Source organism: Actinomadura sp. NPDC000600 (assembly GCF_040492135.1).
Taxonomy (GTDB): Bacteria; Actinomycetota; Actinomycetes; order Streptosporangiales; family Streptosporangiaceae; genus Spirillospora.
In genome coordinates this window covers 170,087-196,104 of record NZ_JBEUPD010000001.1, presented here as the reverse complement: position 1 = coordinate 196,104, position 26,018 = coordinate 170,087, and the positions used below count along the sequence as shown (strand labels likewise).

Here is a 26,018-nt window from a genome sequence, read left to right as displayed (position 1 = left end):
CTGCAAGACGCGCTACGCATTGCGCAGCGTCACTTGTAAGCGAACTGACAAACCCACCATGCCGCGCAGGAGCGCGACCGGACTTCACGCACGGCGGGGGCTGGGCGCGGCGAACACGGCCGCGGCGCCGAGCGCGAGGTAGATCAGCCCGGTCGCGTGCCGCTGCCGCCGCCGGAACGCGGGGCGGGCCCGCAGCCAGGCACCGATCGAGCCTGCGGCGACCGCGTAGACGATGTCGCTAGCCAGCCCGATCAGCGCGGTCGCGGCCCCCATCACCGCGATCTGCAGCGGCACCGCGCCCGCCTCCTGGTCGACGAACTGGGGCAGGAACGCGAGGAAGAACAGCACGACCTTCGGGTTGAGGACGTTGACGAGCACGCCGTCCAGGTAGACGCGGCGAAGCGGCCGCGGCCGGAGGACGGGTTCCCCGGCCTCGTGGCGGGTGCGCAGCGTCCGGTATGCAAGGTAGACGAGGTATGCGGCGCCCGCGTAGCGCAGGAATCCGAACGCGGTCGCGGACGCGGCGATGACGGCGGACAGCCCGGCCGCCGCCGCGGCGATGTGGACGAGCGTGCCGGTCTCGACGCCGAGTGCGGACGCGATCCCGGCACGGCGCCCTTCGCCGATGCTGCGCGTGGTGATGTACAGGTGGTTCGGGCCCGGGATGGCGACGAGCGCCAGCGCGGCCAGCAGGAACAGCAGGGGGTTCGTCACATGCGCACGCTATGACCGGGATGGTCTACGTCCCAGGTCCAATCAGCGTCGCGGCGAGTGGACCAAATCAGGTCGGAGTGGGGGCGGCGAAGGCGCCGGCCAGGACCAACCGGCCCGCGGTGCGGACCATCGAGGCGACCTCGTCGGCCGGCTGGCGCAGCGAGGCGAGGCTGATCAGCGCGGCGAGCAGGATGTGCCCGAGGACGATCTCGACGTCGTCCCGCTCGGGCACCGGGTCGCCGATCGCCGTCGAGAGCCGGTCGCGCAGGAACAGGAACAGCACGGTGCGGGCGTCGTCGACGCTGGAGTCGTCCGAGGTCACGGCCTGGATGATCGCCGAGGTCAGGGTGGGCTCCGCCGCCGCGACGTACACGATGCGCTCCAGCAGCGCGGTGAGCCGCTCCTGCGGGGTGTCGCCGACGGCGAGCGCGTCGATGTCGTCGGTGACGCGGTGCGCCCAGGTCGCCGCAACCTCGGTGAGCAGGTGGTCCTTGGTGGCGAAGTACCGGTAGACGGTCGCGCGGGCGACGCCGGCGCGGTCGGCCACGTCGTGCATGGTGACGGCCGGGTAGCCGCCCTCCAGCGCGAGTTCGCGGGCAGAGTCGATCAGCCGCTCGCGCCGCGCCTGCTGATCCTTGCTCAGCGTCCGCGTGACGGTGAACCGCGCATCGCCGCTCAATTCGCCCTGCCTCTCCGCATGGCCCGCCTCGCCGTGACCGTCCCCCATTCTTCCGTACATCGGCCCCGAACGCGTGCATCCCGGACGTACGCCCCCTTTACCGGCGGCGCCTTCCGATCCACGATAGACCTACCGCTTGCTTGGTGAGATCGTGGTCTCGACTCACGTCTCCCCCGTCCCGAGGAGCGAGCCCGTGGACATCGACCTGCTCGACGGCGAGATGTACGCCACCGACCCCTGGTCCGTCTACGCGCGACTGCGCGCGGAGGCGCCCGTCTACCACGACGAGGAGAACGGCCTCTGGGGCGTCTCGCGCCACGCCGACGTGTTCGCGATCGAGCGGAACCCCAAGGTGTGGACGAACTCCGGCGGCTACCGCCCGCAGCTTCCGGCCGACCCGTCGATGATCGGACAGGACGACCCCGAGCACGCCCACCGGCGCCGCATGGTCTACCAGCGCTTCACCCCGCGCGGCGTCTCCCGCTACGCCGAGCGCATCCGCGCGACCGCCGTCGACTGCATCACCACGGCCCTGGAGGCGGGCACCGTGGACGCCGTCCCGGCGCTGGCGGCTCCACTGCCCGCCCGCGTCATCGGCTGGCTGCTCGGCTTCCCGGAGGACGCCTGGCCGCGGCTCGTCCACTGGTCGGCGACGGCCGTGTACGCGGGCGGCGGCCTGCGCTACGTCACCGACGACGCGACGATCGCCGCCGGGGAGTACGCCGTCGCGGTGCTGGAGATGGCCAAGGACCGCCGCGCCTGCCCGACCGACGACCTGCTGTCCGTCTGGTCGAACGCGGGCCCGGACCAGCCCGCCTACGACGACGAGCACCTCGCCCACGAGGCGCTGCTCCTGCTGGTCGGCGGCGCCGAGACGACCCGGACCGTCATCGCCACCGCCCTGGACGCCCTCATCCGCAACCCGGCGGAGTGGCGCAAGCTGCGCGACGACCCGTCCCTCATCCCGGACGCCGTCGAGGAGTTCGTCCGCTGGACGACCCCCATCCTCAACATGTGCCGCGTCGCCGCGACCGACGCCGAGGTCGCCGGCGTGAAGATCCCGGCAGGCGGCCAGGTCCTCCTGATGTACGGCAGCGCCAACCGCGACGAAGCGGTCTTCGAGGACCCGGACGTCTTCGACGTGACCCGCCGCCCAGGCGACCACATAGCCTTCGGCCTGGGCCCCCACTTCTGCCTGGGCGCGTCCTTGGCCCGCCTGGAACTCCAAATCTTCTTCGAAGAGTTCATAGCCCGCGTGGCCACCGCCGAATGGGCCGACGACCAGGGCCCCCGAATCCTCCGCAACGCCTTCGTAAGAGGCGTAACCGAGTTCCCCATAACCCTCACCCCCCGCTGACCGACCCGGACCTCATTGAGGCGCCGGAAGGGGTGGGGCTCCCACTGAACTTCGGACCGTCCCGGACTTCGCTGTCCCAGAGGCCACCGCCCTCACACGGGGAAGGCTAGTTCTGTACAGTTAGAACCGGCCTTGAGATGCCATTGGACTATGCCACATTCGCGACGGCCCATGACCGCCGGTCGCTTTCCGGTTCGAACAGTGCGCTAAAGGTTCTTGAGTACCCTGGTGAAGTGCCGAAACTCCCCGGGGCTGATAACGAGCTTGGGACCGTCAGGGTCCTTGCTGTCACGGAACGCCACCACCAGCGAAGTCCTAGCAATCTCAACGCAGTTGTCGTTCTGAACCGTGCTGCGTGAAGCCTTGCGCCACACTGCCTTGCTCAGGTCCATCTTTCCTCGATCACCTTCCTGATCAGCGCTCGACTGTCCCTTACATTGAGCGCCTCCGCCTGCAGACTAGCGAAGGTCTCGTTGAGGCTGGCAAGGTCCTCAGCGGATGCGCTGGTCACGCCCTCGGTCGCGTTCACGATGTATGCCGCTTCACTACGGTCGGACTGTGTCGCTATGGCGAAGGCCGCCCGCGCCTCCTCAACATAGACGGGCGGGAGGATCTGAACTCGGATCCCGTCTCGGCGGGACAGGTCAAGCAGATAATCGAGCTGCTCACGCATCACCTCGACGGTGCCGACTTGCCTGAGCAGGACGCTCTCCTCCAGCACCACGAATATCTTTGGCATCGGACTGCACATGACTTGCTTCTGCCTGCCCATGCGGGACGCGGTGTCATCGGGGTTCTTCAGGATCGCGCCTGCGTACGCCTCGGTCTGAAACAGTCCGTTCACGATATGCGTCTCGTAGACACGGATAAGGCCGGCTGTCAGTTCCACCTTCGGGAAGTTGACGAAGTAGGTCGCGTACTTGGTCGACTTGATCGTTTCCAGCAACTCGTTCCATGCCTGGATGATCTCTCCGTTGGCACGCAGCGCGCCGTCCAACCGGTTGGCGAAGTCGAAGCGGCATCGAGTCTTGCCACGCTCGACGTGGCTGACATAAGCACGCGAAACGTGCACCAAGGCAGCCAGTGCCGTCTGGTTCAGACCCGCCGCCTCACGTAACCGTCTTACCTCTGCCCCGAAGGTCCTGAGTTCAGGACTGTCTTTGCCCTTACCTCTCGGCTCAGCCATCTAGCTTCTCCTCGCAGGCCTGCAACCAGTGCGCTAATGAATGCAACCAAAATGGGGGTGCTTCTCCGGTCACCTATTAACGTACTTCGCCCTGTGGCTTGATGGTGTTCATTCGATAACACAGGGTGATCGAGCAGGTTTCTTCCGGTTTTGCGGGGTTAGCCCGTTTGAGATCGCCCTCTGTCCAGGCTGGGAGGGGTTCACCGATGCAGGGAGTACTGCTCGCGCCCGAGGCGCCGCCGCTCGTTCTGGAACCGTCCGACGAAGCCCCCGCGCAAGCGCGGCGCTACCTCATCGGCCGGTTCCGCGAACTCGGGCACGCCGACGACTTCGTCGGGCGGCTTGTGGTTACGGAGCTGGTTACCAACGCCTACAAGCACGTCGGGGTCGGGCACATCGTCGTGCGGATCTTCCCGGACGTGCGCGAACCGCTCACCGTCATCGAGGTGTGGGACGAGAGCAGTGCCCACCCCGTCATCCAGTGCGCATCCGACGAGGCCGAGGGCGGGCGCGGTCTGGTGCTGATCGAGCAGCTCGTCCATGACTGGGGCGTCCGGCCGCTCAACGAGGAAGGGAAGATCACATGGGCCCGCTGCGCTCGCTGATCGTCCGGGCGGGAGGGCGTCTGCTGTGGTGGCGGACCCGCGCGACGGCGATCCTGCACCTGGAACTGCTCGCCGCCGCGATCGAGGCCAAGGGCTACCGCTGCATCAAGCACTACCAGGCCGACGACTTCCCCACCCGGTCGCCGCTGCTGTGGATCCTCGCGTTCAGCCCGGACGACCACGTCCGCCTGGCAGTGCGCGCCCGTGCCACGCCCGGCCGGACCTGGGCCTACTACGAGGCCGCACGCGGCAGGCGCGGCTACCTCTCCCCCTGCGGCAACGCCGAACACGCCGCCGACCAAGTGGACGCGCTTCTCAAACACCGCATGTACCCGTCCACCTGGTGACGCCTACCGCTCGGCCAAGTGGCGCCGGGCGGGGTTCAGGGGATGGACGGTCCCAAGGCGGCATCCGAGCGCGAGGCGCCGGGGCGGGGTTCTTTTAGTTCGATGAACACGGAATGGGTGGGAGTGCTGCCGACATTGCGGCCCTGGTGCTCCTGCGCGTCCAGCCAGCGGGCCTGGCCTGCCTCCAGGTCCACCCGGGCCTCTCGGCCTCCCGACGAGATCACCCGCTGGAACGAGGACAGGGTCACCATGACGCTGTCGGGATGGGAGTGCAGGTGTGTCGCATCACCCGGCGCATCCCGGTATTCCAGCACCCGCACCCGGTCGTTCTCCCACAGGACCCGGTACAGCTCCGGGTCGGTGACCACTGGATCCTCGTTCATGGGACTACAGTACCATGACGGGATGGCAGTACCATATGAGTCGACCGGACGCGTACGGCAGAAGCAGCGCACGCGCAATGCCCTCGTCGAAGCCGCCCGGTCCCTGCTGGAAGGCGGACACGCCCCGACCGTGGAACAGGCGGCCGACGCCGCCGGCATCTCCCGCACCACGGCCTACCGCTACTTCCCGAACCAGAAGCACTTGCTCCTCGCGGCGATACCGATCATCGACCGGCCCAGCCTGCTCGACCGGGACGCACCCGATGACGTCCACGCTCGCCTCGACCTGGTCATCACCGAGCAGACGAAGATCCTGCGCGAGTGGGAGCCGCAACTGCGAGCCGCCCTGCGGGTGTCCCTGGAACAGGGACCGCAAGCGCCGCCCGACATCCGTCCCGCACTACGGCAAGGCAGGGCCCTCACATGGATCGAGGACGCCCTGGCGCCTCTGGCCGAGTCGCATCCGCAGATCGTCCGCAGACGACTCGCCGTCGCGATTCGCGCTGGCTGCGGAATCGAGGCTTGGGTCTGGATGGTCGACATCGCCGCCATGCCACGGCCAGAGGCCGCGACACTCATGCGCGAGTCGGCGCAAGCGCTGCTGACAGCGGCACTGGCACGAAACTGCACATCTTCCCGCCCACACCCTTGAGCAGATGGAACGTGCAGGCACCTTCCGGGAGGCCGCCTCTCCCCGGGCAGGGCATGTCCACGTGTTCGGGTGGTGGCACCGCCCACACTCAGTTCCCCACCGCGCTCCGCCGATAGTGACCTTCACAGGGCTCACGGGGCGCCGGCGCGTCGTCCGCTCGCCACGACCTCCGGCGAGCGGACCGCAGTGCGGGTTGTCCCGCCGGATGATGTTTGCGCCGACCAGGATCGCGTCGCAACCGACCGGACCTCGTCCGCCCGAGCAATGTCCGCCCGAGCAATGTCCGCCCGAGCAATGTCCGCCCGAGCAATGTTCGTTGTCGGACAGCAGGAGGCGCTCCGCGGTCGCATCGTCGATATAGCCGGCGGCCGAGGCTCAGTCATCGATGCCTCCACGCCGCCTCCGCGCCAAAAATAGTGATCAAGGGTTCGATCGTCCGGGTGATGCTCTCCACCGGGTCATCGCGTGCGTCCGGCGCCGCGAAGTTGTCGCCTCGGGCGGCAATGTCCGGCTTTTCCAAGAATGCGAATGTGATGCCGGCGCCTGAACTATCGCTATGGTGACAATAATCAACCTGCAATCCCGAGGTAGCTCGTTCACCTGTTCGATATGCTCTGTGTATGTGTTCGGTTACGGATATGGATCTCGGTGTGGCGTCCACGCAGGAGTTGGTGGACGCCGCTGCCGCGATCGCCGCCGAACTCGCTGCCCGCCCCGCGCCCGAGTCGGCTGCGGTGTGCATGGAGCTCGCCGAGACGTTAGCGGTGGCGTCGGACGCCCATGAGGCCGCGTTGGCCGGGTTCGTCGCCCGCGTGGACGCGGCGAGTGAGACGCGCCGGTGGGGGTTGCCGTCCACGCAGGCGTGGCTGCGGTCGCGGCTGGGCATGCGCGATGCCCGCGCCAAGGAGCGCGTCACGCTGGCCCGGCAGCTCCATCGGCTTCCTGTGGTCACCGAGCTCCTGGCCAGAGGTGAGTTGTCCTGCGGCTACGCCTCCACGGTCGCCGACGCCGTGGCCCGCCTCGACGATGACGACTGCGCCAAGGCCGAAACGCTGCTGCTGGACATGATCGGCCAGGGTTTCTCGCCCGGGAAGGTCGCCGCGTTCGGGCGCCGCATCCGGGAGGTGATCGCCGAACGCGACGGCTGCGAGGAGCCACCTGAGGAGGTGCAGCGCGGGTACGAGCGGTCCTGGATCGACTCCACCCGCTCGCTGGACGGCGGCCGCTACATCAAGGGCTGGCTGAACGCCGAGGACGCCGCCGTCTGGGACGGCACCCTGGGCCCGCTGGCCAAGCCGTCCGGGCCCGACGACCACCGCGACCTGCCCGAGCGCACCGCCGCCGCACTGAGCAGCGTGCTGTCGGGCGGGCACAAGGCCACCAAGGTCACCGTCATCTGCGACCTGGACACCCTGACCGGCGGCCAGGCACAGGCGAGGTTGACCGACGGGACACCGATTCCTGCACCGCAGGCCCGCCGCATCGCCCTGGCCGCCGGAGTCTCACCCCTGCTGCTCGCAGGCGGAAACACGCCCCTCTACCTAGGGCACAAAGTCCGCTTCGCCACCGCCGCCCAGCGCCAAGTCCTGGAGACGCTCTATCCCACGTGCGCGGTGCGGGGCTGCGAGGTGCCCGGGACGCTGTGCGAGGTCGACCACGTCAACGGATGGGCCCTGGGCAAAAGCCCCACCGACATCGACAAACTCGCCCTGTGCTGCGGATGGCACAACCGCTACAAACACACCCACCCCCAACACATCCACACCACCCACGACCCCGCCACCGGCCGCTACCTCTATCGGCTCCACCCACCACCCGACAAAACAACCCACCCACCAAACACCAACCCACGACCCATCGAGCCACAGACGGCCCACCCACGAACTGAGCCGCAAACGGCCGAGCCGTCCGCCACCCTCAATCGGGCCGCATAAGGGGCTGTGACCATGAACGTTCACTGGGCGTAGCACCGGGCGCAGGTCACCGGGATGTGGAAGGCGATCGGCTTCATCACGGCCTGGCAGACCAGCGCAGCCCGGCGGACCAGCGCAGCCCGGCGGACCAGCACAGCCCGGCGGACCAGCGCAGCAACTTTTGAGTAATGCCAAGAATGCTTCCAGCCATTCGGGAGTTCACCGCATACCCAAACCGCATACCCAAACGCGTCCGCTAATGCGCGAACCAAACATCCTTGATGAAACCCCAAGCCCGGGACCGCTTCATGGGTCCCGGGCCGTGTCAGGGGTTTTCAGGGGCGGTCGTCGAGGTGGTTCACCCAGCCCATCGACTGGTAGGTCATGACGAGCATGGGGGACTTCCGGTCGCCCGAGTCCTGTTCGAGGAGCTGCCCGGTCTCCGGGTCGATGATCAGGCGGATCTCGATCCCGCCCTTTCCGGCGAGGACCGCGCCCTTGCGCCCGAGCCGGTCGGTGCCCGTCCCGAGGTAGGTGATGCCCGGCTGCTCGGCGAGCATCCGAAAGAGGGCGCTCTTCGTCGCGGGCGTGATCGGGCCGACCAGCAGATCCTGCGCGGTACCGAAGACGTACTGGGCGAAGTCCCCCGACATCGGCACACCGTCGTGCCCCAGAGACGCCTGGTTCTCGTCCCGGTACCACCCTCGCAGCGCCTTCTCGAGTGCCTTGGGCTCGGAGGGCAGCTTGGCCAGTGCGGAGACCGTCTGGTTCCGCTGGGTCTTGGTGAGCTTGAGGTCCGAGAAGTCGTAGTCGTTGACGTGCCGCTTGGCCGACCACGGCTCCAGCTCCGGTGAGCCGAGCGCCTTCCACTTGGCCTCCTCGGCCGCGCTCGGGAAGGTGATCTTCCGGTCGATGCCGACGATCGTGCGGTCGCGGCGATCACGGCCACTCCACGTCTCCTGCGTCGTTGTCACGTAGGCGGTCACCGGCGGAGACTTCTTCCCTCGCTTCTTCGCCAGGGCCTCGCTGCGGGGGGACCGCCTTCGGGCGGGGCCGACGAGGCGGGTCTCGCGTTCCCGGGTGTACCAGTACTTGCCGGTCGTCGCGGGGGCCTTGGCCGCGCCCTCGGCACTGGCAAGCAGCACCGTGCGCGCGTCCAGGCGCTGCGATGCGGCCGGTGCGGGCGTGCGGGTGCCGCTGGAGTCGCCGGTGGCCACGATGACGCCGACCGCTGCTGCGGCCACCGCGCCTGCCGCCAGTCCGGCGGTCAGGAGCCGCGGCATCCGGCGCCGTTCGGTCCGGGGCACGGCCTCCTCTGACGTGGCGGCCAGGACGCGGGCGATGTCCTGCTCGCGGCGGCGCGCGTACGACTCGGCGGCGAGTTCGTCGAGGGCTTGGGGCCTCAGCGCCTGGAGGGTGCTGTCAGGGGTTCGGTTCATGTCTGCTCCGGAGCTCATCTGGTCACCCGCTCGGCGCTGCCGGTGACGGAGGGACGGGTACGCCGCGCGGGAGCGTCGTCGAGGGCCTTCACGAGCCGGCGCCGGGCCCGGTGCAGGCGGACCTGGAACGCCGCCGTCGAGCAGCCGACGACCTTGGCGGCCTCGCGCGGCGTCAGGCCGTGCCAGGTGACGAGGGTGAGCACCTCGAGGTCCTTCTCGGTCATCGCGGCCAACGCGGCGACGGCGCTGTCGCGTTCGGTGACGTGCTCGGCCACGTCCCACGCGATGAGATCGGCATCGGTGGTCATGGCGGCGACCCGGTCGGCCAGCGCATGGCGCCGGTATCCGCCCGTCCGCTGCTTGTGCAGCAGGTTGCGGGCCACGCCCAGCAGCCACGGAAGCGCCGGCTCGCGTATGTCGGCCAGGCGCCGCCAGGCGATGAGGAACGTCTCGCTGGCGACGTCCTCGGCCGTATGCGGCTCAGTGCGGGTCAGCGCGTACGCCAGCACCCGCCGGTAGTTCTCGTCGTACAGATCGGCGAAGCGTTTTCGGGGATCATCCATCCGCCCCTGCCTTCGATGAGTAGGTGACCTTCACCCAGTACTCCCGTGCGAGCGGCCCCGTTTACACGCCGATCTTCACAGGTTCGCCGAAGCGAGGGTCCGCCCGCCCCTGCGTGCGGCGCCGCGGCACCTCGGGGGGCCTCCCGGCGGCCGGGAACCGGCTCCCGCTGATCGTTCTGCTCCGCGGTGGGGCCGAGGCGCCGGCCGCAGCTCGGCCATAACCCAGCCGAGGCGAAAATACATCGGCATGCAAGTGGATTTCGCGGGCGGCCTTCTTATCTAGATTGGACTCTCGTCCATCCGTGCAACAATCCACTGCTACGGAGAATTGGATGAGAAAAAGATACTACGCCCAAAAATATATCGAAATAGGGTCGGCTCTGGTTCTCACCACCGTGCTCGCCACCGGAGTCGGGGGCGTCGATATCGCGTCCGCGGAGGGGGCGCCGGGCGCGCCGCCGGTCCGTCCGGGGGCGCCGCATCTGGTGCTTCCACGCGGCCCCGCCCATCTCGGCGCCTCCCGCATCGGGGCGGGCTTCAACCCCACCGTGGGACGCCTGGAATACGACGATCCCGTCACCCACGAACACGGCCTCTGCACAGGGGCCGTGGTCAGGAGCAACAACAGGAACCTGGTCCTCACCGCCGGGCACTGCATGTCCGAGGGCGGCAAGAGCCGCAAGTACCAGAACTTCAAGTTCCGGCCCGGTGCCACGACGAACGACCCGGCACCGTTCGGGGTCTTCGAAGGCTTCAGGGCCAACAGCGTGAAGCAGTGGGGGAAGAAGGGCGACCTCCGCTACGACTTCGGCTTCGTGAACGTCAAGCCGAACCAGCAGGGTCAACGGCTCGGCGACGCGGTCGGCGAGAACGGCATCATCGTCAACCAGTCCTACGTCGCTCCGCGGACCGTCATCTCCTACCTGGGTGCGCTGCTCGTCCAGAAGGAGTGCTTCGGGGAGACGCGGCCCTTCCTGCCGCCTCCCGAGAGCCGGGTCAGGATCAACTGCGACCTACCTCCCGGCAGCAGTGGCGGCCCCTGGCTGAAGGACTACGACGCCGGGACGCATCTGGGCCTCGCCAACGGCGTCATCAGCCGTGTCGCCGCCGACCGCTCCTACAACCTGTCCCCCTACTTCGACGACGCGATCTGGGCGCAGTACCAGCGCTCCGCCACCTACTGAAAGCGGCGGGCTCGGCCGATGGTCCACTTGTCCTGGCTTTCATTATGGAAAACGGATATATCGGCGACTTGGCGCGTCTATGAGAGACGTCCGATTATCCTGGTGATGAGGTCCTGCGAATCCGCAGGGCTCAGGGCGGTGGCGCGCAGGTGGTCGACCGCTTCTCGGTACCGGTCGATATCGTTCCTGCCCTCCAGGTAGATTTCGCCGATCAGCCCTTCGGTGTACACGATGGGGGACAGAGCCGCGTCCTTGAACTCCACTAGGGAGAAAGCACTGTTCAGGCCCGGGTGCGCGCCCGACTTGAAAGGCACGGCCTGGAGGGTGACCTGCGGAAGCCGTGATTGCTGGTGCAGCTTGTTCAGCTGCGCCTTCATGGTCGCGCTCCCGCCGACATGCCGGATCAGCACCGATTCGTCGAGCAGGACCCAGAGCCGAGGCGGATCGTCCCGGGTGAGGAGGCTCTGCCGCCGCATTCGCACCTCGATGCGCTCCTCAAGTACGTCCTCCCGGATGCTCGGCGACAGTCCGCGCAGGGCGGAACGGGCGTAGTCCGCAGTCTGCAGGAGTCCGGGGACGAGGCAGGAGTCGTACTCCGTGATCGAGGAGGCACCCTCCTGGTAGTCGATCAGCGACGTCACCTCGCCGAGGTCGCTGTACTGCCGCCACCACGACCGCCGGCGCGCCTCCCTGCCCAGGCGCATCAGCTCGTCTTTGACCGCGGGGTCGGTCACCCCGTACAGGTCGCACAGATCCCGGATGTCACGCGCGGTCGCGACGCGCTGGCCCGTCTCAATCCGGCTCACCTTGCTCGTCGAGCACAGCAGCGCCTGCGCTACCTCGTCGATCGTCTTGGACGATCCCAGGCGAAGTCTCCGCAATCGCGAGCCGAGTTCCCGCCGGCGGATGGTCGGGCTTCCACCATCGGTCATGACCAGGTCACCGCCCCTTGGAGTTCGTCCGGTCACCCCTTTGCGGAAGGTGGGGTGACCGGACGGGTTCGCGGGTCAGGCCACGTCCAGGGCGCGGCGGCGGTCGGCCCATTGGAGGGAGTGGCGGATGGCGTCCTCGATGCTGTACTCGGGTTTCCAGGCGAGCAGTTCCCAGGCCTTGGACGGGACGACGTAGGCGCCGACGACGTCGCCGGGGCGGGCGGGGGCGTCCTCGGCCAGGAAGGATTCGCCGACGACCTCGCGGAAGGCGGCGACGAGTTCGCGGACGGTGGTGCCGTCGCCGGTGCCGAGGTTGATCACTTCGTAGCGGGAGTGGTCACCGGTCGGCGGGATGATCGCGTCGAAGCGGGTCGCGGCCGCGTGGAAGGCGCGGGCGATGTCCCAGACGTGGATGTAGTCGCGGATCGCGGTGCCGTCGCGGGTCTCCCAGTCCACCCCGGTGATCTTGAAGGGGACGCCCAGCGAGTAGCACTCGATCATCTTGCCGAGGGCGTGGGTCGGCTTGCTGTTCTGCAGGCCGGTGCGCAGCCGCGGGTCGGCGCCGATCGGGTTGAGGTACCGCAGCGAGATGACGCGCAGCCCGTACGCCTTGCAGAAGTCCTGCAGGAGCAGCTCCGCCATCATCTTCGAGCGGGTGTAGGGGTTCTGGGGTTCCAGATCGGACGTCTCGGAGACCGAGAGGTCGGCCTCGGGGCGGTACATCCCCGCGGTGGAGGCGAAGATCATGCGATCGCAGCCGTTGCGGACGAGGTGGCCGGCGAGATCGAGGGTCCTGGACAGGTTGACCCGGTAGTAGCGCAGCGGGTCGGTCATCGAGTCGGGCACCACGATCAGCGCGGCGCAGTGCACGGTCGCGACGATCTCGGGATGGTCGCGGAAGATCTCGTCGACCAGGTCCCCGTCCCCGATGTCGCCCTGGTAGAAGACCTTGCCGGCGGTGAACTCCTGCCGTCCGGTGATCAGGCTGTCGAGCACCACGGGAGTGATCCCGTGTTCGGCGAAGGCGGAGGCGATCGTGCTGCCGATGAAGCCGGCTCCCCCTGTGATCAGCACTTTCATGTGGCATCCCTGCAGGCCAGTGCGTCCCCTTGAGTGTCAGCCACAGAATCGGCAGCCGGCCGCGGATGGTCAATGTCTGGCACTCTCGGTGACCGGGTCCGGACGCGTGTGAACCGGCGGGGCCCGGCCGCCGTCCGCGCACGAGTCTTCCCCCGGCACCGCCTCCGCCGCGGATCGGACGGCCGAAACGAAGTACAGCGTTTGCAGGATCCGCGGAGCGCGCTCAGCGGTCATGGTCGGTGCATGGAACCGATCCGCGTCCTCATCGTGGACGATCACGCGCTCTTCGCCGAGGCCCTCGCGGCGCGACTGGGGCGCGAGCCCGATCTGGTGATCCTGCCGATCGCCGCCGATGTGCGGCGCGCGCTGGCGCTGACCGCCGCCGAGCGCCCGCGGGTGATCGTCCTCGACATGACGCTGGACACCGAGAGCGGGCTGGACGTCCTGGACCGGGTCCGCAAGCGGTACCCCGACGTCCGGGTCGTGATGCTGACCGCGATGAGCGACGTGGACGCGATGGTGCGGGCGATCCGGACGGGCGCCGTGGCGTGGGTGGAGAAGACCGAGAGCGCCGACCTCGTCGCCCGGGTGATCCGCTCCGCCGCGCGGCGGGGCGGCTGGATCCCGCCGGACGTGCTCGGCGAGGTGCTGCGCAGGCTGCGGGAGGACGACGCCGGCGGAGTGATCGCCGAGCTGACGCCGCGGGAGCGCGAGGTCCTGCAGTGCATGGTGGACGGCCTCGGCCGCGCGGAGATCGCCGAGCGGCTGTGCCTGTCGGCGAACACCGTCCGCACCCACACGCAGAACCTGCTGGCCAAGCTCGACATGCACTCCGCCCTGGAGGCGATCACCCTGGCGATGCGCGCCGGGATGCGTCCCACCTCGGACGACTACTGACCCCGGGCGCGCTCTGGTGCAAACGGCGTAGAACGGGGTCGTCTTTTGCACGATCCCTCCGGCGGAGGGGCTTCTTACGCTCGCCGTGACGAAGCCGGAGGGAAGATCGTGGAGATCGACGAAGTCGCCGCGCGGGTGGTCCGGAGCTACTGGGCGGTCCTGCTGGTCATGACGGTCCTTCCGCTGGTGCTGGTGGGGCTCGTCATGAGCGGGCGGGAGCCGCCGTACACGGCCGGGGCGCGGTTGCAGGCGAGCAGCAGGGCGACCGACGCGGCGCCGGGGGACGCGGGCGTGTCCATCGTGGTCAGCCAGGTGAAGGCGTTCGCGACCAGCGAGAACCTGCTGAGCGGCGTGCTGCGGCGGCAGCGGCTCGACCGGTCGACGGTGAAGACGGCGAAGGCGATCGAGGTCACCGGCCTCGGCACGTCCACGGTGGTGGAGCTGTCGGTGAAGGACCGCGACCCGGAGGTGGCGCGGCGGCTGGCCGACGCGATCGGCGCCGCGGTCGTCCAGGAGATCAACGAGTCCAACCAGGGGTCGATCAGGCGGCAGATGGCCGACATCGACAAGCGCGTCCGGAAGCTGGAGAAGGACCTCGGCCCGCTGGCGCGGCGGGCGGGCCGGCAGCCGGACCCCGACATCGGCGCCGCCAACGAGCGCGAGCGGGTGCAGGCGGAGCTCACCGACCTGCGGTCGAACCGGTCGGACCTGCAGACGCAGCTCTCGTCGGCCGGGACGGCATCGGTGGTGCAGCCGGCGGTGCTGGCCCCGCGCAGGAACCCGGTCGTGATGACGGCGGCCATCGCGGGGCTGGTGGGGCTGGTCGGCGGAATCCTGATCGCGGTGGTGACGGAGATGGCCCGTCCCACGATCCCGGGGCAGCGGCGGGTGGCGCGGCGGCTCGGAGTGCCGCTGCTCGGCTGGGCCGACCGGGGCCCTGCCCGGCTCGCCGACCTCGGGCGGCGCGTCCGGCTCGCCGCCAAGAAGGAGGGCGTCGGACGGGTCGTGCTGGTCGGGGCGCCCGGTCCGCTGCCGGCCGACCTGGTGTCGTCGGTCGCGTCCGCGGTGTACGGGGACGACACGAAGATCGTCAAGGCCCGGCCCGGAGACGACGCCCCGGACGGCGACCACGGCGAGGACGGCGGCACGGACGGGCCGTCGCTCAACAGCAAGGGGCCCGGCGGGAAGACCAGCACGTCGGTGGTCCGCGCCGGTGCCGGCACCGGCGTGATGACGAAGAAGTCCGAGATCTCCCCTTCGGAGGTCCGCCGGCCGGCCCCGGTGCGCCGGCTCTGCCAGGTGCACGCGTTCGAGGAGATCGATCCCGGTTCGGACGACGAGGTGGGCGTGGTCGTGGTGGTCGGTCCGGTGACGAGGGTCGCGGGCCTGGAGACCGTCCGGGACCTGGTCGCCGCGTCCGGCTGGCCGCTGCTCGGCGTCGTCGCCGCGTCCCGGAAGATCAAGGGGTGACCAGGTGAGTACGTCCGTTCCGTTCACGGTTCCGTCGGTGTCCGGCGAGGTGTCCGACTCCGTCGTCAAGGTGCTCGACTCGGGCTGGATCACGACGGGGCCGCAGACGGCCGCGTTCGAGCAGGAGTTCGCCGACCACCTGGGCGCCGCCCACGTCGTCGCGGTCTCCTCGTGCACGGCCGCGCTGGAGTTGTGCCTGCGGGCGCTTGACCTCCCGCCGGGTTCGGCGGTGCTGACGCCGAGCCTGACGTTCTGCGGCGCGATCAACGCGATCCTGCACGCGGGGCACCTGCCCGTGCTGGTCGACATCGACGAGGACACGCTGGTCCCGAGCCCCGCGACGGTCAGGGAGGCGGCGAGCCGCACCGCGCCCGCGGCGATGGTCGTGCAGAACCAGGGCGGCTACCCGGTGGACGTCGCGGCGCTCGCCGAGGCGGCGGGCCTCGACCGGACGAGGGTCGTCGAGGACGCGGCGCACGGCCCCGGCGCCGCGCGCGGCGGCAGGCCGGTCGGGTCGGAGTCGTTCGCGGCGTGCTTCTCCTTCTACGCCACCAAGAACATGCCGATCGGCGAGGGCGGCGCGGTGGCCTCCAGCGACCGGGAGTTCGCCGACCGGGTCCGCGCGATGCGGCTGCACGGGATGAGCAAGGACTCGTGGCGGCGGTACCTGCCCGGCGGGAGCTGGCGGTACGACGTGCGGACGCTCGGGTTGAAGGCCAACATGACCGACGTCCAGGCGGCGATCGGGCGGGCGCAGCTCGCGGCCCTGCCGGGCTGGCAGCGGGAGCGCGCCGAGATCGCGGCCCGCTACGACGCGGCGCTCGGGGACCTGCCCGGCCTCGTGCTGCCCCAGCGGCGCCTGGACGGCGTCCAGCACGCCTGGCACCTCTACCAGGTGCGGGTGCCGGACCGGGACGCGGTCAGCGCCGAGCTGGAGGCGGCGGGCGTCGCGACGTCCGTGCACTTCATCCCGGCGAACCAGATGACGGCCTACCAGGAGATCCTGGGCGCCGAGGAGTGCGCGCAGGTGCCGGTGACCGACCGGGTCGGCGAGGAGCTGCTGTCGCTGCCGCTGTATCCGGGGCTGTCGGACGACGGCGTCGAACGCGTCGTCGCGGCACTCTCCGAGGCGCTGCGGAGCCGTGCGTGAGCACCGCGCGGAAGCTCCGGGTCGCCACGGTGATCACCCGGTTCAACGGGGGCGCCGGCCGGGTCGCGCTGAACGGCGCGCTGGCGCTGCCGGACGGCGACTACCAGCACGCGATCGTCACCGGCGGCGTCGGCATGGACAGCACGGCCTCGTCCACCGGCAACGGCGTCCTCTTCGGGGACGAGGCCGTCGCCAACGCCGCCGCCGGTGACCTCACCCGGCAGGCGCACGCGGCCGGGATGGAGATCGTCCAGGTGGGGCCGCTGGTGCCGCAGGTCTCGCCGCGCGACGACCTCGCCGCGCTGCGGACGCTGACCCGCGTCCTGGCGGAGGGGCGGTACGACGTCGTCCACACCCACAGCGCGAAGGGCGGCGTGATCGGACGGGTCGCGGCGGCCCGCGCGGGCGTCCCCCGCATCGTCCACACCTGGCACGGGTTCCCGTTCAACGAGTTCCAGTCGTGGGCGCGGCGACGCGCCTACATAGGACTCGAACGGGTCGCGGCCAAGCGCACCGACGCGTTCCTTGCGATCGGGTCGGAGACGGTGACGACGGCGCTGCGGCTCGGGCTGACCACACCGGAGCGGGTCCGGCTGTCCTGGCCGGCCGTGGACGTGGATGCCTACGCGGCCGCGCCCGGGTCCCGCGCCCGGGCCCGCCGCCTCCTCGACCTGCCGCTCGGCGTGAAGGTCGTCGGGTCGGTCGGGCGGCTGACGTTCCAGAAGGGCCCGGAGGTCTTCGCGAAGGCGATCGCCCGGCTGCCGGACGACGTGTTCGGCCTGTGGGTCGGCGGCGGCCCGATGGCGGGCGAGATGGAGAAGCTCACCGCGAGGCTCGGCATCGGCGACCGGATGCGCTGGCTCGGGCACCGCGGCGACGTCGCGGAGGTGCTGCCCGCCTTCGACGTGATGGCGATGGCGAGCCGCTGGGAGGGGCTCCCGTGCGCGCTGGTCGAGGCGATCGGGGCGGGGATCCCGCTGGTCGCGACGGCCGTCCCGTCCAACCAGGACCTCGTGCTGGCCGGGGAGACCGGGATGCTCGTCCCGCCCGAGGAGCCGGACGGGCTCGCCACCGCCGTGTCGGCGCTGCTCAACGACCCGTCCGCCGCCGCGCGGATGGCCGAGCGGGCGCGCGCCAGGGTCGGCGGGTGGTTCTCGCCGGAGTACCTCGGGACCGTCCTGGACGAGACCTACCGAGGGAACTCCCGCCGCCCATGACCGCGATGACCGAGGCCCCGCCCGCGCCGCCGCCGCCGAGGCGCCGCACGCGGCTGACGTCGGTGGCGCTGGTCGCGGGCATCGCCTCGCTGCCGATGCTGATGCCGGCCGGCCTTCCGCCGGGCCCCGGCAACACCGGGCTGCCCGACCTCGCGCTGGTCGGCCTCACCGCGACGACGCTGCTGTGGGCGGGCACCCGGAGGCTCCCGGTCCGCTGGCCGTTCCTCGTCCCGACCCTGATGACGATCGTCGCGGGCGGGATCGCCGCCGTCGTCAACGACGCGGGCGCGCTGACCCTGGTCAAGGACCTGTTCGTGCTGCTGTGGGCGGTGAGCGTCGCCAACCTCGGCCGCGACCCGGCGCTGCTGAGGGTCGCGCTCCGCGCGTTCGTATGGATCGGGACTTTCTACGCGCTCGTCATGATCGTCGGCTTCGTGCTGGGGATCGAGGCGCTGTCCGGCAAGCAGGTCGACGGTGAGCGCGCGATGTTCACGTTCGGCGACGCCAACTACGCGTCCAACTGGTTCATCTGCGTCTTCTTCATCGCCCGCGCGACCCGATGGCCGGAGACGCGGGGGAAGCGGTGGACGGTGTGCGGGATCCTGCTCGCCGCGGAGATCCTCACCGGCTCGAACGGCGGCCTGCTCGCGCTCTGCGTCGCGATCCTGCTCGGCTACCTGTTCCGGCTGTTCCGCGAGGGCAAGGCGCACCACGCGGTCGCGGTCGGCCTGTCCGCCTTCCTCGTGGGCGGGGCCGGTGTCGCGGTCGTCACCCAGGTCGACATTCAGCCGTTCCTCGACCAGGCCAGCCAGGCGTCCCCGATCCTGCGCGACTCCATCGGGCGGACGACCGGGGAGAGCACGAACTCGCGCGGCACGGTCCTCGCCACCACCCTCCAGATGATCGGCGACCAGACGCACCCGTGGGGCATCGGCCCCGGCCAGACGGAGAGGCAGATGCTGGTGCGGCAGGAGACCTACGTCCGGGAGGCGCACAACGACTACGTCGCCGCGGTCCTGGAGCGCGGCTTCCTCGGCGGCGTCGCGCTCATCGCGCTGGTCTTCGTCCTGCTGCTGAAGTGCGTGCGGATCGCCCGCCGGGACGCGCTGACCGGCGGGTACGCGCGGCTCGTGCCGCGCCCCGAGCTGCTCGGCGCGCTCGTCGCCGTCTTCCTCGTCTCCGGCCTCTTCTACGAGACGCTCCACTACCGGCACGGCTGGGCGGTCTTCGGCCTGATCGCCGCCCTCGACCTCTTCGGACGCCGCGGCGACTCCCCCGACCGCCGGCTCGTCCGGCCGCCCGTGGAGTCGAGTCCACCGTCCCACCGGCCCGGCCCCCATCGCGTGCGAGGCGGGGTCCGGGTTCGCGAGAGGGAGGTCGCGCGGTGAGCGGCCAGCCGAACCGGAACGGCGCGGCGGTCGCCGCACCGCCCTCCGCGGACGGCCCGGACGCCGAGAGCCGGGCGGGGAGCGCCCGGCGCAGGCTGCTGGCGCTGGTCGCGGGGAACATGGCGGGGAGGATCGGCGCGCTCGCCTCGCTCGGCCTCGCGACGATCATGGTCGCGCGGATCGGCGGGCCCGAGCTCGTCGGCGCGTTCACGCTCGTCCGGATCCTGCCGGGGCTGCTGTGCCAGCTGTCCAGCGCCGGGCTGCCGGGCGCGGCGCCGTTCTTCCTCGCCCGGAGCGACTACGACCAGAGCCGCGTGCGGCCCACGCTGGCGTGGCTCACCGTGATCGGCGCGACGGTCTCCGGCGCCGGCTGGCTGGCGCTCAGCCCGCTGGTCCACCTGGTGTTCTTCCAGTCGTTCGGGTGGTGGGTCACGGTCGCCGCCGCCGTGCCGTCCTTCACGCAGGGCTTCGTCTCGGTCGGCAAGGGCCTGCTCCAGGGGACCGACGACCAGCCCGGCGCGAGCCTCGCCATCGCCGTCGAGGAGTTCGTCTTCCTGCCGATCTACCTCGTGCTCCTGACCGGCTGGTACGGGCCCGGCGCGCTGATCACCGGGCTGGTGCTCGCCGACGTCGCCGCCGCCGCGTGGATCGCCCGCCGGCTCGCGCGGCGCGGGTTCTTCGCCGGCTGGGGGCGCCCCGACCGGCGGCTCGGCGCGTCCATCGCCGGGTACGGGCTCCGCGGCTACCTCGGCCAGCTCATCGACCTGCTGCAACTGCGGTTCGACATGGCGCTGCTCGGCGCGCTGGCCGGGCCGAAGGTGCTCGGCGTCTACACGGTCGCGAGCAAGTTCGCCGAGCTCGTGCAGCTTCCGGGCCTCGCGGTCAACTACATCCTGTACCCGGACTTCGCCAAGGAGGACCGGGACACCGCGACCAGGCGGACGGCCCGCCTGATCCTGCCCGCGCTCGGCGTGTCCGCCCTGGCCGCCCTGCCGCTCGCCCTCGCCGCCGGGACCGCGCTGCCCTGGATCTTCGGCGACGTGTTCGACGACGCGGTCGTGCCCACCTACATCCGGCTCGCCGGCGTCACGACGTTCGGCGTCACCGGGCTCGTCATGGCCTACCTGTACGGGGTCGGACGGCCCGGCGCCGCGTCCACCGGACAGGGGATCGGCCTCGCGGTCGTCGTCGTCCTCGGCGCGGTCCTGATCCCGGCGCACGGCGCGGTCGGCGCCGCGATCGCCACGTCCGTCTCGTTCGTCGCCACGACGGCGGCGCTGCTGGTCTGGTTCCGGCACGTCCGGAACACCGCGCCCGCGTCCCCCGCACCGTCCTCGCCCCCCGCATCCGAGCCCCCCGCACACGACGACAAGGGGTGACCATGTCCGAGTTCGCGAGCCGTCCCGTCGACACCTCCGAGGGCATCCCCCCGTCCGCGGCGCGCCGAGTGCTGGACGTCGCCGGCGCGGTCGCCGGGCTGCTGCTCCTCAGCGTCCCGCTGGTGCTCGTCTACCTGCTGGTGCGGCTGTCCAGCCGCGGGCCGGGCGTGTTCCGGCAGACGCGGGTCGGGCAGGGCGGGCGGCTGTTCACCATGTACAAGTTCCGGACGATGCGGCAGGGCGTCGGCGGCCTCACCGTCACCGCCAACTGCGACCCGCGCCTGACCAGGGTCGGAAAGGTCCTGCGCCGGTGGTCGCTGGACGAGCTGCCGCAGCTCGTGAACGTCCTGCGCGGCCAGATGACCCTCGTCGGGCCGCGCCCGGAGACCTACGACCTCGCCGTCCACTACGACCGGGGCTGCCGCTGGGTCTTCGAGCACCGGCCCGGGCTGACGGGCGTGTCCGAGGTCCGGTTCCGCGACTTCGACGTGCTCGGCCCCGGCGAGGAGGTCGACCTCGCCGGCTACATCGAGCGGATCGTCCCGGCGCGGGTCGCGGTCGACGCCGTCTACCTGCGGGACCCGTCGATGCGGGCCACGCTCGGCGCGCTCTGGGACACCGTCAGGCACATCCTCGGCTTCACGGTCCCGCCCCTCCGGGTGGACGCCGCCGGGACCGTCGAGCAGACCGTCGTAAGGCAGACGACCGTCAGGGAGACCACCGTCAGAGAGACCACCGTCAGGGAGCAGCCGGTGCGCGCCGCCGAGGAGCCCGGCTCCGCCGCCTGACCACCGCTTTCGGGGAGTGACGCGGGATGGACCTCCGGGACGCCCGATTCAAGATCGCGGCCGTCGCCGCGACGGTCGTGCTCGCGGCCGGATTCCTTCTCTACCTGCACGACCGGGCGTCCGGGTACGAGCCGTACCGGGGTCCGGCGGCCCCGCCCGGGACGCCCGCTACCGAGCCCGGCAGGACCCGCCGGATCGCGCTGAACACCCGGCCGTCCGACTATCCGCGGCTCCGGGCGCTCGGCTACGACCTGGTGGACGTCAAGGCGGACCCGGCGCTCGTCGCCGGGGTCCCCGCCGGGATGCAGGCGCTGCTCTGGGTCGGCAACTTCACCTGCGGCGACTTCGAACTCGGCTGGGAGGCGTTCCAGCGGGCCGTCCAGCGCTTCGGCCACGACCCGAGGGTGTACGGGTGGTACCTGTCGGACGAGCCGAACACCGGCGACTGCCCGGAGGTCGCCGGCGAGATCCGCCGCCGCGCCCGCCACATCGAGGCGTACGCACCCGGGCAGGTCTCGTTCATCTCGCTGACCGACTGGCCGATGAAGCCGCTCACGCCGCGACGCGTCGGCGTCGACCTGGTCGGCCTGGACCCCTACCCCTGCAAGGGCTCGCCGGAGACCCGCGAGCACTGCGACATCGGGGCGATCGACCGGATGGTCCGCATGGCGGACGCCGCCGGCATCCCGCGCGCCAAGGTCGCGCCCGTCCTGCAGACGTTCGGGCAGAGCTGCGCCAAGGGCGACAAGCAGTACTGGATGCCGACGCAGGCCCAGTTCCGCAAGATCCTGGCGCGCTGGGACCGGCTCGCGCCGCGGCCTCCGCTGGAGATCTCCTACTCCTGGGGACGCCAGGAGGAGTGGGCCTGCCCCGCCCTTTCGGACGCGTCCGGCGGCGCCCACCCCGATCTGCAGAGCCTCATGAAGGCCCGCAACACGGCGCGCTGAGTGGTCAGTTGCCGCCGGGCTCGTCGGCCACGGCCGGATGCTGCGATCTCGACGGGACCGGGAACTCCAGCGAGCCGAGCCTCAGAGCCAGGACTTCCATCACACCGACGGCCAGAATCAACGCGACGGCCATAAGGCCGAGCTTCCTGCGGTTCAACCGCACACCCCTTCAAACCCCCAAATAGCAAGCGAAAAGCTAACATGCCGCGATCCAAACCCCGTTCCGGACACGCCGCGCCTCACCATTCGCAACCGTCTTGTGACCACGCGGAACTTCACCGCCACCTCGTCCGGCGCCCCGGCCGCGGCGGCACGGGCCGCCGCGGCCGGGACAGGGTCAGAGCGGCCGGCTGGTGAGGTTGGCGGCGCGGGCGTTGAGGCACTCGCCGGTGGCGAGGTCGAAGGCGAAGTTGTGGGCCAGGCAGTGGATCCGCCCGTCCCGGACGACCGCGCCGACCGAGAGGTCCTCGCCCGCGTGCGGGCAGTAGCGCGGGATGTCGTAGCGGGCGCCGCCGTCGGCGACGACGATGCGCTCGCTCTCGTCCCGTCCGGTCTCGTACGCCTCGACGGCGTCGAGCGCCGGCGCGTTCGCGTGCTTGAGCAGCCCGACCAGGTGGTCGTTGTAGACGTCGGGGTCGCGGTAGAGGCTGAGCCGGAACGAGATGAGCAGGTCCTCCCACGCCATCCGGCCGGTGAGCACGCCGTCCAGCCAGCGGGCCGCGGTGGTGATCTGGTAGTGCGGGCGGACGTCCGGGGACGCCTCCGCCACCGTGAGGCCGTCCGGCGAGAAGTCCACGTCCCAGGTGCCGCCGTTCGGGCCGGTCACCTCGAAGCGGACGGTCATCGCGATCCGCTGGAGGAAGTAGTCGCTGAGGCCGCCGAGGCGGGCGAAGTGGGCGGTGAACCGGTCGAACAGGTCCGGGCCGGGCTCGGGATGCCCGGCCAGCACGGCCGCGATGGCGGCCGCCCGGTCGGCGGCGTACCGGCGGAGGTAGGCGTCCCGGTCGGCGTCGGCGAAGGAGAACTCCGCCGAGACCGGGTCGCGGGTGATCTCGCCGGTGTCCAGATCGACGGCGTCGCCGGGCTTGAAGCACTCCCAGCGCTGCCCCGGCAGATGCTCGCGCAGCCAGGAGGTGGCGGCCTCCGGGTCGCAGAAGGCGCCGTCCTCCTGGTCGAGCACCCAGTTGAGGTGGTCGACCTCGGCGTCCAGGAAGCACGGCGGCCCGGCGAACGGGGCCGCCAGCACGGGCTCGGTCTGCCGGACGAGCCGCTGCGCCGCGCGCAGCTTGGCGACGCGCTTGGCCATCGAGACCTCGGCCATCTCGCCGGCCGGGTACTCGTAGCAGATCGGGTGCCAGGACGCTCCGGACGTCTGCAGCGCCATCAGGTCGAGCCTGCCGCCCGCCATGTGCTTGGCCCGCCGGGCCTGCGCGGCGGTGAGCCGGGCGTCGTTGCAGTGCAGGATCCCGCGGCCGTCCGCCACGATCAAAAAGGCGGCGTCATGGCACATGGGAGATAGTTCCGGAATGACGGTGAGCCATGATCCGCGATCGTCGAGCGCGAATTTCTCCCATGGCGGCACCTCGATTACCTGGCGCCCGCCGGCGGCGGCCGCCACGCGTTCCCGGAAGGCGGGTCCGGGATAACCCGGAATGAGGATCCGGGTTCGCACCGGAAGGCGCTCGATGACCCACGGGTCGAAATGGTCCAGATGCTCGTGCGAGACCGCCACCCAGTCCGCGTCGAGCAGGGGGCCGGGATCCAGGTGATCGTTTCTCGGATACTGGTGCCAGGCCCCGAGAAAGGCCCCGGCCGGAGAGAGCCAGGGGTCCGCGAGCAGATGGAACGCGGCCGCGTCCACCGCCACCCCCGCATGTCCGATGAATGTGACCGTCGGCATGGTCAGACTGTCTCTCCGCACCTCCCGCGGCACACCCGCCGGAATGCGTAAAGCGACTACGCCGTCAGCATGAAAGAAATACCTCGCGGTCTCGATATGTCGACTGAGACGCCACGTAAAGGGGCCGAGTTTACGCTCTGCGACAAAATGACCGCATCCGGACAAATGGTGACATATGGCGGACGATCTACTGGACATCCCCGGGGCGGCCGGGGGACCGTCGAGACGGTGCTGGAACTTCGGGGCGGGTGGTCCTCATGAACAACGGGTGGGCTCGGTCTTCCCGGGCGGACGCTCCCATCGGGGGGAGAACGCTCGCGGGCACGGGCGTCTGGGAGGGCAGATGCCACGACCGCCGCGACCGGACGGGTGCGTCCGACCGCGGCGGCCAGTCGCTCTGGCGGCGGCGGCTGCGGCACGACATCCGACACGAACTCGGCACGATCATCATGCTGGCCTCGGCCGTCGTCGTCGCGGAGGACGTCGGCGACACCAGCCGGGCCCGCATCGACCAGCTGCTCGGCGAGACGCGGTGGCTCGACCACCTGCTGCGCCGGCTCGACGAGGACGACGACGACCGCCCGGCGCCCAACCCGAAGCGGATCCGGGTGGACGACCTCACCGCCGACGTCGTCGCCGCGATGCGGCTCGTCACCCCGCACGAGGTACGCCTCACCGCCGGGGAGGCGTGGGCGCACATCGACCCGGTCGCCCTATGGCGTGCGGTCCGGAACATCATCGAGAACGCGTGCCGCGTCGCTGAGGGACGCGTGGACGTGCATGTGGAGACCGACCAGGGTTGGCTCGTCGTCCAGGTCGACGACGACGGCCCGGGGTTCGGTACGGACAAGGGGCCACATGCCGGGCGGGGCCCGGCCCGGCCCGGCCTGGCGTCGCTCGGCCTCGGCATCGTCCACGACCTCGTCTCCGGGTACGGCGGCAGGCTGGAGATCCGCACCTGCGAGATGGGCGGGGCGCGCGTCCGCATCCTGCTGCCGGCGGCGCCGCCCCCCGAGGACCGGCCGGCGGACGCCCTCGCCGACGCGCACGCCGAGACGCACGCCGACGAACTCGCCGACGCGCTCGCCGACGCGCTCGCCGACGATTGGCGGCCGCATCCATGAGAACGGTCGTCTGCGACGACCACGCGGTCTTCGCCGAGTCGCTCTCCCTGGTGCTGGCCAACGCCGGCCACAGCGTCGTGGCGGTGACCTACTCCCCCGCCGAGGCGCTGCCCGTGCTGCGGACCGCGCAGCCCGACCTCTGCCTGATCGACCTGCATTTCCCGTCCGGCACCGCGCTCGACTGGATGCCGCGGCTGCGCGGCTCGTCCCCGCGGACGAGGTTCGTCGTGCTGACCGGCTTCCTGGAGCGGCCGGTGCTGGAGGCGGGCATCGCGGCGGGCGTCCGCGGGTTCGCGCACAAGGGGCAGCAGGCCGGCGACATCCTCGCCGTGCTGCGCCGCATCGCGGACGGCGAGGTCGTCGTCGACCAGGGGATCCGCCAGGGCGACGCCCGCCGGCACGACCAGGCGCGGCGGTTCGCCCGGTTCCTCACGCCGCGGGAACGCGAGGTGCTGACGCGGCTGGCGCGGGGCGAGTCCACCCAGGCGCTCGCCAAGGCGATGGGGGTGACGCGCAGCACGGCGCGCAGCCACGTCCAGAGCGTCCTGAGCAAGCTCGGGGTGCACTCGCAGCGGGAGGCGGTGATCGAAGCCGCCCGGCACGGCCTCGTCAGCGTGGAGACCGGAGAGTGGCTCGCGGGATAGCGTGCACGCCGTTTCGGCGGGGTTTGCGGCGGGCACGGCCGAAACCGGCCCTTCAGCACGCGGCCGTAACGCGTTAGCGT

The 26,018-nt window shown here is 70.6% G+C and carries 28 protein-coding genes; 16 read left to right on the top strand and 12 right to left on the bottom strand.

Translation table 11 applies throughout. From position 1 onward, the window contains the following. Positions 1–84 precede the first annotated feature (84 nt). Positions 85–714 (bottom strand): LysE family translocator, encoded by a 630-nt coding sequence (locus tag ABWI07_RS00845; protein WP_149259314.1) that lies wholly within the window; start codon positions 712–714, stop codon positions 85–87. Between the two features lie 67 nt (positions 715–781). Then, complete coding sequence (locus tag ABWI07_RS00840; protein ID WP_149259313.1) at positions 782–1,393, bottom strand: TetR/AcrR family transcriptional regulator; 612 nt, start codon at positions 1,391–1,393, stop codon at positions 782–784. A gap of 193 nt (positions 1,394–1,586) precedes the next feature. Here ABWI07_RS00840 and ABWI07_RS00835 point away from each other — a divergent pair, with 193 nt between their 5' ends. Further along, complete coding sequence (locus tag ABWI07_RS00835) at positions 1,587–2,750, top strand: cytochrome P450 (protein WP_353817272.1); 1,164 nt, start codon at positions 1,587–1,589, stop codon at positions 2,748–2,750. 206 nt (positions 2,751–2,956) lie between these two features. On the opposite strand, the gene ABWI07_RS00830 is transcribed toward ABWI07_RS00835, so the two are convergent. Together ABWI07_RS00830 and ABWI07_RS00825 are read right to left on the bottom strand one after the other, a co-directional pair. After that, on the bottom strand, positions 2,957–3,142 hold the full coding sequence (locus ABWI07_RS00830; RefSeq protein ID WP_353817271.1) for a DUF397 domain-containing protein: 186 nt from the start codon (positions 3,140–3,142) through the stop codon (positions 2,957–2,959). Next, positions 3,133–3,936 carry a helix-turn-helix domain-containing protein gene (locus ABWI07_RS00825; protein ID WP_353817269.1) on the bottom strand — a complete coding sequence of 268 codons (804 nt, stop codon included), beginning with the start codon at positions 3,934–3,936 and terminating at the stop codon, positions 3,133–3,135. The genes ABWI07_RS00830 and ABWI07_RS00825 overlap by 10 nt, the downstream gene beginning before the upstream one ends. A gap of 206 nt (positions 3,937–4,142) precedes the next feature. Here ABWI07_RS00825 and ABWI07_RS00820 point away from each other — a divergent pair, with 206 nt between their 5' ends. After that, entirely contained in the window at positions 4,143–4,541 is a 399-nt protein-coding gene (locus ABWI07_RS00820; RefSeq protein ID WP_353817268.1) for an ATP-binding protein, read from the top strand. Then, the gene (locus ABWI07_RS00815; protein WP_353817267.1) at positions 4,520–4,888 is read left to right on the top strand and encodes a hypothetical protein; all 369 of its coding nucleotides are present in this window, start codon (positions 4,520–4,522) and stop codon (positions 4,886–4,888) included. Before ABWI07_RS00820 ends, ABWI07_RS00815 begins: the two co-directional genes overlap by 22 nt. A gap of 35 nt (positions 4,889–4,923) precedes the next feature. Here ABWI07_RS00815 and ABWI07_RS00810 read toward each other — a convergent pair whose 3' ends face one another. Next, complete coding sequence (locus ABWI07_RS00810; protein ID WP_353817266.1) at positions 4,924–5,271, bottom strand: cupin domain-containing protein; 348 nt, start codon at positions 5,269–5,271, stop codon at positions 4,924–4,926. A 22-nt stretch (positions 5,272–5,293) separates the two neighbouring features. Between ABWI07_RS00810 and ABWI07_RS00805 the strand changes: the two genes are divergently transcribed. Next, the gene (locus tag ABWI07_RS00805; protein WP_353817265.1) at positions 5,294–5,923 is read left to right on the top strand and encodes a TetR/AcrR family transcriptional regulator; all 630 of its coding nucleotides are present in this window, start codon (positions 5,294–5,296) and stop codon (positions 5,921–5,923) included. A gap of 379 nt (positions 5,924–6,302) precedes the next feature. On the opposite strand, the gene ABWI07_RS00800 is transcribed toward ABWI07_RS00805, so the two are convergent. Beyond that, positions 6,303–6,443 (bottom strand): hypothetical protein, encoded by a 141-nt coding sequence (locus ABWI07_RS00800; protein WP_353817264.1) that lies wholly within the window; start codon positions 6,441–6,443, stop codon positions 6,303–6,305. A gap of 118 nt (positions 6,444–6,561) precedes the next feature. Between ABWI07_RS00800 and ABWI07_RS00795 the strand changes: the two genes are divergently transcribed. Further along, complete coding sequence (locus ABWI07_RS00795; protein ID WP_353817263.1) at positions 6,562–7,857, top strand: HNH endonuclease signature motif containing protein; 1,296 nt, start codon at positions 6,562–6,564, stop codon at positions 7,855–7,857. Between the two features lie 314 nt (positions 7,858–8,171). On the opposite strand, the gene ABWI07_RS00790 is transcribed toward ABWI07_RS00795, so the two are convergent. After that, the gene (locus ABWI07_RS00790) at positions 8,172–9,275 is read right to left on the bottom strand and encodes a CU044_5270 family protein (protein ID WP_353817262.1); all 1,104 of its coding nucleotides are present in this window, start codon (positions 9,273–9,275) and stop codon (positions 8,172–8,174) included. A gap of 14 nt (positions 9,276–9,289) precedes the next feature. Further along, the gene (locus ABWI07_RS00785; protein WP_235036777.1) at positions 9,290–9,838 is read right to left on the bottom strand and encodes an RNA polymerase sigma factor; all 549 of its coding nucleotides are present in this window, start codon (positions 9,836–9,838) and stop codon (positions 9,290–9,292) included. Positions 9,839–10,233: 395 nt separating this feature from the next. On the opposite strand from ABWI07_RS00785, the gene ABWI07_RS00780 reads away from it, so the two are divergent. Continuing rightward, positions 10,234–11,022 (top strand): trypsin-like serine peptidase, encoded by a 789-nt coding sequence (locus ABWI07_RS00780; protein ID WP_160160911.1) that lies wholly within the window; start codon positions 10,234–10,236, stop codon positions 11,020–11,022. Between the two features lie 77 nt (positions 11,023–11,099). On the opposite strand, the gene ABWI07_RS00775 is transcribed toward ABWI07_RS00780, so the two are convergent. Next, entirely contained in the window at positions 11,100–11,954 is an 855-nt protein-coding gene (locus ABWI07_RS00775) for a helix-turn-helix domain-containing protein (protein ID WP_353817261.1), read from the bottom strand. A 75-nt stretch (positions 11,955–12,029) separates the two neighbouring features. Beyond that, complete coding sequence (gene galE / locus ABWI07_RS00770) at positions 12,030–13,034, bottom strand: UDP-glucose 4-epimerase GalE (RefSeq protein WP_149259301.1); 1,005 nt, start codon at positions 13,032–13,034, stop codon at positions 12,030–12,032. A 243-nt stretch (positions 13,035–13,277) separates the two neighbouring features. Between galE and ABWI07_RS00765 the strand changes: the two genes are divergently transcribed. The 8 genes from ABWI07_RS00765 (at position 13,278) to ABWI07_RS00730 (ending at position 22,270) form a co-directional block, all read left to right on the top strand. Then, positions 13,278–13,931 carry a response regulator gene (locus ABWI07_RS00765; RefSeq protein WP_160160910.1) on the top strand — a complete coding sequence of 218 codons (654 nt, stop codon included), beginning with the start codon at positions 13,278–13,280 and terminating at the stop codon, positions 13,929–13,931. Positions 13,932–14,039: 108 nt separating this feature from the next. Next, a complete protein-coding gene (locus tag ABWI07_RS00760) occupies positions 14,040–15,401 on the top strand; it encodes a YveK family protein (RefSeq protein WP_353817259.1) in 1,362 nt (453 codons plus the stop codon). Positions 15,402–15,405: 4 nt separating this feature from the next. Further along, the gene (locus ABWI07_RS00755) at positions 15,406–16,551 is read left to right on the top strand and encodes a DegT/DnrJ/EryC1/StrS family aminotransferase (protein WP_353817258.1); all 1,146 of its coding nucleotides are present in this window, start codon (positions 15,406–15,408) and stop codon (positions 16,549–16,551) included. Continuing rightward, positions 16,548–17,768, top strand: coding sequence for a glycosyltransferase (locus tag ABWI07_RS00750; RefSeq protein ID WP_149259297.1), 1,221 nt, complete (start codon positions 16,548–16,550; stop codon positions 17,766–17,768). The genes ABWI07_RS00755 and ABWI07_RS00750 overlap by 4 nt, the downstream gene beginning before the upstream one ends. Further along, complete coding sequence (locus ABWI07_RS00745) at positions 17,765–19,156, top strand: O-antigen ligase family protein (RefSeq protein WP_353817257.1); 1,392 nt, start codon at positions 17,765–17,767, stop codon at positions 19,154–19,156. Before ABWI07_RS00750 ends, ABWI07_RS00745 begins: the two co-directional genes overlap by 4 nt. Next, positions 19,153–20,535, top strand: coding sequence for a lipopolysaccharide biosynthesis protein (locus ABWI07_RS00740; protein ID WP_353817256.1), 1,383 nt, complete (start codon positions 19,153–19,155; stop codon positions 20,533–20,535). Before ABWI07_RS00745 ends, ABWI07_RS00740 begins: the two co-directional genes overlap by 4 nt. Positions 20,536–20,537: 2 nt before the next feature. After that, positions 20,538–21,323: a sugar transferase gene (locus tag ABWI07_RS00735; protein ID WP_353817255.1), complete on the top strand. Its 786-nt coding sequence runs from the start codon at positions 20,538–20,540 to the stop codon at positions 21,321–21,323. A 26-nt stretch (positions 21,324–21,349) separates the two neighbouring features. Beyond that, entirely contained in the window at positions 21,350–22,270 is a 921-nt protein-coding gene (locus ABWI07_RS00730) for a hypothetical protein (protein ID WP_353817254.1), read from the top strand. 4 nt (positions 22,271–22,274) lie between these two features. On the opposite strand, the gene ABWI07_RS00725 is transcribed toward ABWI07_RS00730, so the two are convergent. Next, positions 22,275–22,427: a hypothetical protein gene (locus ABWI07_RS00725; protein ID WP_160160909.1), complete on the bottom strand. Its 153-nt coding sequence runs from the start codon at positions 22,425–22,427 to the stop codon at positions 22,275–22,277. 180 nt (positions 22,428–22,607) lie between these two features. Beyond that, positions 22,608–24,170 carry a Rieske 2Fe-2S domain-containing protein gene (locus ABWI07_RS00720; protein WP_353817253.1) on the bottom strand — a complete coding sequence of 521 codons (1,563 nt, stop codon included), beginning with the start codon at positions 24,168–24,170 and terminating at the stop codon, positions 22,608–22,610. A gap of 257 nt (positions 24,171–24,427) precedes the next feature. Between ABWI07_RS00720 and ABWI07_RS00715 the strand changes: the two genes are divergently transcribed. Together ABWI07_RS00715 and ABWI07_RS00710 are read left to right on the top strand one after the other, a co-directional pair. Beyond that, positions 24,428–25,294 (top strand): sensor histidine kinase, encoded by an 867-nt coding sequence (locus tag ABWI07_RS00715; protein ID WP_353817252.1) that lies wholly within the window; start codon positions 24,428–24,430, stop codon positions 25,292–25,294. Continuing rightward, positions 25,291–25,938, top strand: coding sequence for a response regulator transcription factor (locus tag ABWI07_RS00710; protein WP_149259291.1), 648 nt, complete (start codon positions 25,291–25,293; stop codon positions 25,936–25,938). The genes ABWI07_RS00715 and ABWI07_RS00710 overlap by 4 nt, the downstream gene beginning before the upstream one ends. Positions 25,939–26,018: the final 80 nt, after the last annotated feature.